The sequence below is a fragment of the Marinomonas vulgaris genome, from assembly GCF_018145875.1.
In the GTDB taxonomy this organism is placed as follows: domain Bacteria; phylum Pseudomonadota; class Gammaproteobacteria; order Pseudomonadales; family Marinomonadaceae; genus Marinomonas; species Marinomonas vulgaris.
Map to the genome: position 1 here is coordinate 58,241 of NZ_JAGSSV010000014.1, position 10,585 is coordinate 68,825.

9 protein-coding genes are annotated in these 10,585 nt (G+C 42.2%); 4 read left to right on the top strand and 5 right to left on the bottom strand.

The window, feature by feature from the left end; all coding sequences use genetic code 11:
* Positions 1-110: 110 nt before the first annotated feature.
* The gene (locus tag J9B83_RS11320) at positions 111-2,102 is read left to right on the top strand and encodes a cache domain-containing protein (RefSeq protein WP_211536856.1); all 1,992 of its coding nucleotides are present in this window, start codon (positions 111-113) and stop codon (positions 2,100-2,102) included.
* A gap of 7 nt (positions 2,103-2,109) precedes the next feature.
* Here the strand turns inward: J9B83_RS11320 and J9B83_RS11325 are convergent, their stop codons facing one another.
* The gene (locus J9B83_RS11325; protein WP_211536857.1) at positions 2,110-2,307 is read right to left on the bottom strand and encodes a CPXCG motif-containing cysteine-rich protein; all 198 of its coding nucleotides are present in this window, start codon (positions 2,305-2,307) and stop codon (positions 2,110-2,112) included.
* Positions 2,308-2,373: 66 nt separating this feature from the next.
* The gene (locus tag J9B83_RS11330; protein ID WP_211536858.1) at positions 2,374-3,795 is read right to left on the bottom strand and encodes a GGDEF domain-containing protein; all 1,422 of its coding nucleotides are present in this window, start codon (positions 3,793-3,795) and stop codon (positions 2,374-2,376) included.
* Positions 3,796-3,883: 88 nt separating this feature from the next.
* Here J9B83_RS11330 and J9B83_RS11335 point away from each other — a divergent pair, with 88 nt between their 5' ends.
* Positions 3,884-4,138: a hypothetical protein gene (locus J9B83_RS11335; RefSeq protein ID WP_211536859.1), complete on the top strand. Its 255-nt coding sequence runs from the start codon at positions 3,884-3,886 to the stop codon at positions 4,136-4,138.
* A 206-nt stretch (positions 4,139-4,344) separates the two neighbouring features.
* Here J9B83_RS11335 and J9B83_RS11340 read toward each other — a convergent pair whose 3' ends face one another.
* The 3 genes from J9B83_RS11340 to J9B83_RS11350 all read right to left on the bottom strand — a co-directional run bounded on the left by J9B83_RS11340 (position 4,345) and on the right by J9B83_RS11350 (position 8,807).
* Complete coding sequence (locus tag J9B83_RS11340) at positions 4,345-6,108, bottom strand: sensor domain-containing diguanylate cyclase (RefSeq protein ID WP_211536860.1); 1,764 nt, start codon at positions 6,106-6,108, stop codon at positions 4,345-4,347.
* 255 nt (positions 6,109-6,363) lie between these two features.
* A complete protein-coding gene (locus tag J9B83_RS11345) occupies positions 6,364-7,407 on the bottom strand; it encodes an NAD(P)/FAD-dependent oxidoreductase (protein ID WP_211536861.1) in 1,044 nt (347 codons plus the stop codon).
* A gap of 239 nt (positions 7,408-7,646) precedes the next feature.
* Positions 7,647-8,807 (bottom strand): iron-containing alcohol dehydrogenase, encoded by a 1,161-nt coding sequence (locus J9B83_RS11350; protein WP_211536862.1) that lies wholly within the window; start codon positions 8,805-8,807, stop codon positions 7,647-7,649.
* A 195-nt stretch (positions 8,808-9,002) separates the two neighbouring features.
* Between J9B83_RS11350 and J9B83_RS11355 the strand changes: the two genes are divergently transcribed.
* Together J9B83_RS11355 and J9B83_RS11360 are read left to right on the top strand one after the other, a co-directional pair.
* Complete coding sequence (locus tag J9B83_RS11355; protein WP_211536863.1) at positions 9,003-9,887, top strand: AraC family transcriptional regulator; 885 nt, start codon at positions 9,003-9,005, stop codon at positions 9,885-9,887.
* 199 nt (positions 9,888-10,086) lie between these two features.
* Entirely contained in the window at positions 10,087-10,539 is a 453-nt protein-coding gene (locus J9B83_RS11360; protein WP_236037258.1) for a PAS domain-containing protein, read from the top strand.
* Positions 10,540-10,585 lie beyond the last annotated feature (46 nt).

Below are 10,585 nucleotides of genomic sequence, written 5' to 3' on the forward strand. Positions count from 1 at the left end.
TTTATTTTTTGATTTATATCATACATAAGTGTTTGAATTTGTTTGTGTGGGTTTACTGGCAAGTAACTTGCTTTTTCAGCAATCTCTAATGTTTATATCGGGATTGTATTGTGGACTCGTTTTTAGCTTTAAATCAAACAACTATTAAACGCTTCATTAAAGGAGTAGAGCGGTACGATAAAACCTTGCAGTCGTTAAGTTCGTGGTGGGAAAAAATCGCCTTGGTTGGCAAAATTAATAGCTTCGAAGTCGCGTCTACTATATTAGAGGATATGGACAGCACATTAAGCCAGTTTCATATATTGCAAAAACGCTTGATTGAAAATTTAACCAATGAACATGCTCGAAAAATCATAGCGCAGGATGTGTTGCGCTGCCAAATGGCAATCGATGTGCTTATTCGAAACTTATTTGAGCGAACCGCTGATATCGGTTTTTTAGCTACAGATTCGAATATAATTCATTTTTTGAGTGATATAGGTAACAGAGAGAAGCATTTAACGTTTATGACGACACAAATGCGAGCTTACGCTGATATTTATTCTGTTTATCGTGATGTTATATTGGTGACAGCGGATCAAAATCTCGTGTTTCAATTAAGTCAGCCAGAGCGCCGCGGAAGACTTTCAGAATCTTTTATTCAACAAGCATTAGATATACCAGATCAATATGTTGAGTATTTTGGTCCCACGGCGTTAATTCCAGACCAACAATCTTATCTTTTATATGCGCAAGCGGTTTTCTATGAAGAGAAGGTAGTTGGCGTATTGGTCTTATGTTTTCGTTTTAAAAATGAACTTGAAGGCATAACGAACGACCTTTTATTTACCGAGGAAAAGAATCCTTTTTTGCTTGCAAACGGTGCGGGCGATATTATTTTCGCACCACAAAGTACAGCTAAAGATTGCCCACGAAGAGTACAACTGGATAAGCCGTTAGATATCGTGTCTATTCAACGTAAAGACTCGGTTCAAGTTGTTATGAAGGGGCAGCCTTATCAAGGGTATGCGGGACCAGATAACTGGCATACGGTATCATTGTTGGCCTTGGCAAACATGGATCAACGTGACGAGGATGTGTCAAGCAAGAAGGAAGATCAGTTAGATCTAGGCGGCTTAATATCCCCTGACTTGTTTGATATTCGCTGCAAATCCATCGCCATTAACGATGATCTAGAATTGATTGTTTTGAACGGGATTATCACCGCAGCACGAGAAGACGCGGTAGAGTTTGTGCCGGTATTAGAAGCGATTAAGCAAATAGGTCGAGACATAGACAATGTGTTTGAGACGTCCATCTCCGCTTTGTTTTCCACCATTATATCGGGTCAGCTAAACGCCATACGCCTACAAGCCAGTTTGGCCGTAAACATCATGGATCGTAATTTATACGAACGGGCAAACGATTGTCGCTGGTGGGCGCTTAATAGTGCTCTGCAAACATTATTAGCCGGTAAAGAAGTCAATACCAACAGGATTCGCCATATCCTTGGGAAGATTCATTCGTTGTATACGGTTTATCATACTTTGTATGTTTACGATAAAAACCGACACTATGTCGCCTTTTCAGACGACCATTATGCAGACAAATTAGGTCAACCGATCGAAGTAAATTCGGGTGGTAAAGAGGCGCTAGAATGTACAGATATTTATCGTTACAGTGTGTCTGAGTTTATGCCTTTCGAGTGTTGTGATGGACATTACACTTACATCTATAATGCAGGAATATTACATCCAGATATGCCTGATAAGGTGGTCGGAGGTATTGGTATCGTGTTTGACTCGGCAACAGAATTCACCGCGATTTTGAAAGATATTCTGCCAAAGGAAAATGGCGTGGTAAAAGAGGGGAGCCAGTCGCTGTTTACGTCATTAGATGGGAAAGTGATTGCCAGCTCTTCAGATTATCATCAGGTGGGAAGCTTCTTTCGGCCAGATATTGATAAGTCCGAATTAGTCCGGCACGGCACGTTTGCTACGATCGCCACAATAGAAAATACCGCCTACATAATTGGTGCCGCAACGTCCAGCGGCTACCGAGAATATAAACGACAAGATGGCTATGACAATACCATCGTTGCTTGGGTTTTAGTGCCTTGTTAGGGTTTGTTTAGTAAGTCTCGTTCTCTGAACGCACCGATATGGTTTGTGAGCCATCAAAGTCGACCCCGATATTGAAGACAATGGGGCGACAGCACACTTGGCAGTCTTCGATGTATTCTTGGTCATCGTCTAAAGTTTCAATAATGACATCAATAACCTCTCCGCAATAGGGACAGGAAATGGCTTCTTCTATTAATTCGCTCATGGCTTTCTCGCTTTGGAAATGAATTTGCGATAGTTACGATTCAATACTTTTTCTGGACTGAAATAATTATTTTTTGCCAGCCGTTAAAGGGCCAATTTTTTCGGATATGAGCGACGCTCGGCTAATCCACACTTGATTACGGCCTTTTCTTTTGGATTGGTTAAGCGCTTTAACAGCGAAAGAGAAAACGCCTTGAGGCGCATCGTATTCATCAATAAAAAAAGCTAAGCCAATAGAAACTGTTAAGCTTAGAGACACCTGATAATAGCTGGAATTAAAAGGGTTTTTTTGAACATACGTCTGAATGCGTTTTATCAAAGAAAGTGCTTCAAAAGGGGACAGCCCTTCTGTACAAATGACAAATAAATCTTCTTCATAACGAGCAAAAAACGGGTCTTTGTAGCTGCTCCCAAGGTTTTTGATCACATCACTTAGCCAAGTAACAATGAGATCACCCACATCCCGATTATGTATGTCATTGATTTTTTCGAAATGATCAACGTTAATGACAATCATACTTAATGGGCCGGTGTTCTGTTTGTTTTTCCATTTTTCATGTAACTGTTCACAGTGGAGATCGTAACCTCGTTTGTTGGCGACTCCGGTTAAGTTGTCCTTAAGCATTTCTTGAGGAGCAATGCCAAGATTTTTAGACATGGTTGCGACGTTACTCTCCATACTGAGTATCTGTGCTTGCTGGGACTCAATAATGTCTTTTTGCTCTCTAATAACGCGGTTTTGATTGTTGATGAAATCGTTCATCGAAGACTGCATCATTTTTACCTGATACAGCATTTGATCACGCATGGTGTCGACATTGACTTCGTTGTTGCCAGTGTGTTCCAGCTCTTCGATAAAGCCATCAAAGCGTTTGACAAAACTGGACAATGATCGTGATGATTTGTCGTTTGTTGTGCTGCTGTCACTTATTTTATTGGCCATGGATTTCAAGTAACTGGCTAGATTTCCGAGGTATTCTTTCTCTTTTTCTGTTCTTCTATCGTTAATTCTGTGCATAGACCACGACAATCTCGACAGTATGTCCATGGATTCAAAAAACTTGGTTTTCCCTTCGTGTACCTTTAATCCAACTACCTCTTCTCTGATGGCTCTGATGTCATCATTTTTGGGGTTCTCTTTAACTAAAATGGTACTTAACCGGTCTAAATCAACACTCAGCCTATTCGTTGCAATCGCTATATCGGCGTGCATTATTTTTTCAACGCCTTCAGAATAAGCGCTAGGTATAAGGCTCTTACCGCCATAGGTAGCTTGAATAGCCGAGCTAACAGCAATGGAAATGTCTTGAGAAATAGACGAAATTTCATCTAATGATTCATGAATAGATAATTCACCAGAGCGTAATTTGGACTTTAAGGTAAGAATTGAGCGTTCTTGTTTCTTATTGAAAATTCGTTGATCGAAGGAAGAAAAATTACTCAACAGTGTTGAAATAGCCTGTTTAATGTCTTCTTTGTCTGATCTCATGCCTTTTCTAATATGATCCGACAGGATGACCAACTGCGAATAAATTGCCCCGATGTTTTCAGAAACCAGAAGACCCTGACAAGATAAAATGGCTTTATCAATTGGAGCGGATAAATTAGGATGTATTTCTTTTAAGGATTGTAACAGGGAAAAAACACCTTCTAATATGACCAAACTTTTCTTTTTCTCAAGTGGATTGTTAGTTGAAACTTTGGAGTTTGATTGTAATTTAGACATGAAAGGCACACCAAAAAAATTGAAGAGTAATAGTAGAAATGAAAGAGAAAATAATTTTTACAGCAAGGTGCGTTTGTGTATAAAAATCATCAAATGTCGTCCTTGAAGAGAATATAAAAATTGAGTGTTAATACTTGTCAGCAAATTACATGAAGGGCGGTTAGTGTGTCTACGTTTGCGTACAAAAGGTTACACAAAGCAATCAAAACAATAACAATAAAGTGGTCGAGATAAGTTAAAGAAACTGTTCGCTTTTGATTCAATGCAGACAGCTTTGTGATGCTATTGATTAGACGTTCCGGCTGTCGAGCGTTACCAAGTGATGGTGTTTCGCCCACTGTTTTTAGACTGATACAGTTTGATGTCAGCGTGTTGAATAATGCTTTCCATGGTGACTGTATCTATGCTGCTGGCTTTCACCAAACCAAAGCTCATGGTAACAGGCAGTGCCATGGTTGCAGCACGTTCGCATTCTTGTCTTACTCGTTGAATTTTCTCGATCACGTCATTTGCGTCAACATTGACAAACACCAATACAAATTCATCGCCACCATACCGCGCCACAATGTCCGCACCAAAGCGAGTGCTCTTTAGACAATGAGAAACAGCCGCCAGAGCCTCGTCACCAGTCGTATGGCCGTATTCGTCGTTAATGGCTTTAAAGTGATCGATGTCGCAAATAACAAAGACAAAGTCTTGCGCTTTATTATGGTAATCGTCAATGGCGCTGTTTAAGGCTGCGTTTAAACCTCGGCGGTTCAGTAGGCCGGTTAGCTCATCGGTTAGGGTGGTTTCTAACAGCGTGTCATTTTCGTCTTGCAGGTGCTCGGTTCTGTCCATCACTTTTTGTTCGAGATGATGCAAAATGTCAGAGAGCGTGTCTGCCATGCTAATCAGCCCTTGGCTTAACGAGTTAATTTCACTGATAGAACTCAGTGGCTGAGGCAAGTTTTGTATGCTGCTTAGCTTCTCATGGTTTGCGGCTCTGTTTAGCTGCTGGATAGGTTTACCAATGTAGTGGGCGATGAGAGAACCGATAAAACCAATGCATAAAAACAACACTAGTGTGACCGAAATGGTGCTTTTGGTGTAAGCGGCCAATAAGCTTTCGTGGTGAGCGGCTGGAATCAAAATGCCAATAAGCCAGGTTTTATTGTGAGGCAAGGCAATAGGGTGAATGTAGTATAAGTAGTCGTCGTCGTTGACGGTGAGTTCTTGTGTACTGGTCGTTAAATCTTGGCTGGCAGAACGCAAAACCTCATTATCACTGTATTCAAGCCGAGCTCGAGTGGTGGCTGTGGGTGTTTTTTCAAACAATGCTTCAGTTTGTGAAGTCGCAATGAGAGCGCCGTCTTCTTCAGCGATAAACACATAAGCATCGTCAATAAGCTCTAGTGATTTTAAGAAGTTGTCCAGCTCTACTAGCGCCATGCTGGTAGCCGTCACTGCAAGTACTTCGCCGTTTTGGTCATAAATAGGGACTGACAAACCTACTCCTAAAGTTGGGTAGCCATAGTAAGGTGTGATCGTACTCCATGCTGTGTCTTTTTCTGTCAGTGCGTCTGTGTAAAAAGGTCGTATTCTAGGGTCGTATCCGAAGGTTGGGTCTGTGGTGATCTTTTCGCCTAAGCCGCGCAATGGGTCATAATAAAAGCCTTCCATCGTTAATGGTTCGTTTGCGTAGTTGGCCGCCATATTGTGTTTGCCCCTGTTGATGGGGTCTTGAGACGAGGCGAGGTAGCGACCATCGGCGGTAGCGACAGAAATGAACGTCATTTGTGGATACAGGCGCGCTTGTTCGTAAAAGCGTACAGCCAGAGGAGTTAAATCGTTTAACACTTCTGGCTGCTGAGAAAACCGTGCTTGGTTTATGTTGATGATGGTATTCAGCGGTTCGAGGAAGTTGTTTACCCTGTCGTAAATTCGACCTTCCACTTCTTTGATGTATTGAGTGCCCACTGTGGTGGCAATATTCGACATGGTAATGGTCGAGAAGAAATACATGGCCGCACCCGCTAACAGCGCAAGCACAACAAAAGGGGTGACGATTAACCAGCGTAAAGGGACTGCTTTCAATGCTATCTTCTCATCTAATGCACATTGGTTATAACAACTACGGAAAAGGTTATTATTTTGTGCCGTCGGTCAAACATAGCCACTATTTAATCACAAAATAGACGTCATTGATAAATTATATGCCCCAATAGTTTTTGTTAATTATTTATGACTATATTAAAAAGCCAACAGTAAAACGCGTTACTTACGTTTTATTGTTGGCAGCTTGTGTGACTAAGTACGTGCGCCTAAGAACACGTGACGAAGAATGTGTGATTAAGACGCGCTGAGGTTTTTGTACGACTTTAAGATAAATAAGTCGTTCTGTTTCATGTTTACCATTAGGTTCAATGTGGTCACCATAAAGGGAAGTTGCACGAAACCTTGTTGACGACCAACAGGAACCAGCGACATCATCGGGTTCGCCTTGTAAGGCTTCATGCTCTTGTTGGCCGCTAGCGCAATAATATTTTTCGCCAGTGCACTGGCTTGTTGGTCGGCCAGATAGCCTAGTTTGCCTTCTGGCACATTAGCGCAATCGCCCAACGCAAAAAGATGTTCCGTGCCTTCTACTCGAAATTGAGTATTGACCTTGATTCTTCCTTTGCTATCTAGGGTTTGACTATAATGGCTTTCCAGCATCTTGGTGTTTGGCAAAGCGCCAACACATTGATAAACAAGGTCCGCTTGCTGATAAAGGGAGTCGCTTTCTGTAACGCGCTTGTTGTTATGCACTGTAACGCCGAGTTTTTTAAGTTGTTTCTCGGCCGTTTGACTGGCCTTGGCTTTTAGCTCAGGTACTAAACGGTTGCCGTTATGGGCGAGGGAGACGGTTTTTTCAGGGAAGTGATCGGCGATTTCACCTGCTAATTCAACGCCTACTATGCCACCACCGACAATAAGCACGTTCTTTGCAACCTTGAGTGTCTGGTTGGCTTCGCTGATTTCTTCCTCGCGACCAGCGATAGAAAGCGCCTGTTGTGACTTAGCGATGGGGAAAGAGGGATAAGATGAACCGCTGGCAATCACCGCCAGATCGAATTCAAAGAGACTGCCATCGTCTAATACAGCGTGATTTTCTTTTAGCGCCACAACGGAGCCTTGAAGAAACGTGCCCTTGATAAACTGTGAGTAGGGCATTCTTGAGCGTTGACCCAGCTCTGGTTCTGCTAGGGTGCGAAGCGTGGCATAAGTGACTTCAAAGTAATCTTTTTTGTCTATCAAGGTGACGTTTGTAAAGCCTGCGTTAGCGAGATCTTGAGCAACGCGGGCGCCTGCAAAACCGCCACCAATGATGACCAGCTTACTGTTTTTATTCATTCCAAAATTCCTTGTGATGAGCTTTGTGCGCAATAATTGAGTTGCGTCGTTTTCGCAGTGTTAGTGACTTATACGATTAAAAAGTTCAATATTAGAGGTTATTAATATAAAGGTCACCTAATGAATGGCCAAATAGTATAAAACAAGACAATAAAAAAGCGGCATACAGGGTGTTCTGTATGCCGCTTTGTTTTTTTAAATGATCGCTTTCTTGTGGCGCAACAGGGTGCGACGGATGCCTATTTGGTGGCTATCAAGATTTTACGCACTATGTCTAGAGTGAGGTCGCCGGTTTCAGACAAAGCGGTTAGGCCCATTTTTTCCATACTCTTAACCACGTTGTCGATGCCAGCGTCGTCGATGCCGTAATGAGTCAGGTTTGTCACTATGTCTAAGGAGTTAAAAAAGACCTCTGTTTTATCAATGGCCAGATCAATTTTCTGGTCGTCGGTGCCTTCATTAATATCCCATACGCGTTCTGCAAATTGCAGTAATTTTGCACGTTTGTGTTCTTTGCGCTCTCGTAACACGTTCGGCAAGATAATCGCTAAGGTTCGACCGTGGGCGATACCAAATTGTGCTGTCATTTCATGACCAATCATGTGTGTAGACCAATCTTGTGGTACGCCTGCACCAATAATACCGTTAAGCGCGTTTGTGGCTGACCAGATGAAGTTTTTACGCGCGTCCATGTTGTCGTTGTCGGCAAGCGTTACAGGGCCATCTTCGATGAGGGTTTTTAATACGCCTTCACCAATACGATCTTGAACTTTCGCGTTCACAGGTTGGGTAAGATATTGCTCAATAACGTGTACGAAAGCATCGGCAACGCCGTTGGCGATTTGTTCTTTGGGTAAAGTTTTTGTTAAATCTGGATCTAACACTGAAAACTTAGGGAATACCAAAGGTGACATGAATGGGTATTTTTGCGCGTTATAAGTAATGACACCGCCCATGTTCATTTCTGACCCTGTGGCTGGTAGCGTTGCCACACAACCTAAAGTAAGCGCCTGAGTCGCAGGTACTGGCGCAAATCCATGAAACAAAAGCTCTTGGTAATTTTCTGAGTCATGCTTCGCGGCTAACGCGATGAATTTTGTGCCATCCATAACAGAGCCACCACCCACAGCGAGCAAGAAGTCGACCTGCTTGGCTTTAACAACATCGACAGCTTTTACGAGCGTGGTGAACTGAGGATTGGGCTCGATACCACCAAATTCAATGATGTCTCGTTTGCCTAGTGCAGCTTTAACTGTGTCTATTGTGCCGTATTTTTTCGCACTTTGCCCACCAAAGGTAATCATCACCTTGGCATCGGTAGGAATGAGTTTGTCTAGCTCATTTAAACGATCCTGACCGAAGACAATGTGCGTGGGGTTGTAGTAATCGAAGTTGTTCATTTTAATTCCTCTGCGATAAGGTTGTTTTGTATATATGCACTATAGTGTGATTATCTGGCGATTTGCAGGCATAAAATGCCATTAATCATGCCTAATAGTTCAGATTTGGTTTGAAATGTGTAAACAAGGTGTTTCTTGTTTTTAGTCGGAGTAATATCCCATGTATCTTTCATATTTACTTTAAGGAGCTCTGTTATGGCTGAACCGCTCAGAGTGTTTACTACCTTACTTACACAGTACGCCCTTGAGGAAGGGTTCACGCCTTCTTTGGTTCCTGGTGTTGGTGTGTTTCGAGCGTCTCAACCTCAGTCCAAAACACATGCTTTTTACGAGCCGCTTATTTGTTTGATGGGGCAAGGGTCAAAACGGTGTTATGTAGGCGACCGTTCATTTACCTACGAGTCTGGCGACTTCTTTATCAACTTTTTACCCATGCCGGTGAGTACAGAGGTGATTGGAGCGGATCATAAAACCCCCTTGTTGTCGGCGTCGTTAGACATCAACCTAGTACGCCTTGCCGATATGGTGTTACGTATTGAGCGCTTAGAAGGTGGCGCCTCAGAGGTGGCCACAGAAAAATCGTCTTCTTTGATGATAGGAAAAGCCAGCGAGTCTCTGGTGGGGTTGTTTATTAAGTTATTGGAACTGAGTCGAGACCCGCTAGACGCCAAAATACTCGGCGACCAAGTGATTGACGAAATCTACTACCGAATGTTGACCAGCGAGCACGGCAGTGCATTGCGTATGCTGCTAAATCAATATGGCGACATTCAACCTATTTCAAAAGTGGTGAACTACATTCATGACAACACGAATCGAGCCATTCACGTCCAAGAGCTAGCTGATCTCGCCAACATGAGCAAAACTCGTTTTTTTAACGCCTTTAAGCAAATAATGCATGTGCCACCCATGCAATACATTAAATCGAGCAAATTGCAAAAAGCACAAGCTCTACTTAAGCAAGGTATGAGCGCCAATGAAGCCAGTTATCAGGTGGGGTACAACAGTTTTTCCCAGTTTAGCCGCGAATATAAACGCTTCTTTGGTTTTTCGCCTTCTCATACTCTGAAAGCGGCATAAATAGTCAATGTATTAAATACACATTTATAAGGGGTTGTTTATATAAAAACCTGATTATAGGGGTTGTTAATATAAACTGATCTTTTGTTCAACCCGTGACGTCAATCAATATACTAGAATTCATTCACTGTTAATGTTGTTGTCAATTTAACGGAGCTATAAAAAGCCTCTAAATATTAGCAGTATGGAATGGATTTTTATGATGGACAAGAATGTTGAATTTTCAACTAAAGATAGCCTTATTTCAACAACAAATGTGGATAGTCACATAACTTATTGTAATGATAGTTTTTGTAGAGTATCAGGTTATTCAGAGGAAGAGCTACTCTTAAAGCCTCATAATGTAATTCGAAGTGATGACATGCCAAAGGCAGCGTTTGCACAGATGTGGGAATATATCAAATCTGGCAAGAGTTGGATGGGGCTTGTTAAGAATAAATGTAAGGGATCTGGTTATTATTGGGTCTCGGCATTTGTGACACCGATAACAGATAAAAATGGCGATGTTCTAGAATATCAATCTGTACGTTCGCGACCTACAACAGACCAAGTCCATCGAGCTTCATTATTATATAGCGAGCTCAACAATACCGCTAAGGTAGGTAAATTAAAGTCCATTGTTAAGGAAGATGCGAATAAGTCCCGCGCATGAGACAATTCATTTTTAACCTTCGAGCCTGACCATGTCACATCAACTC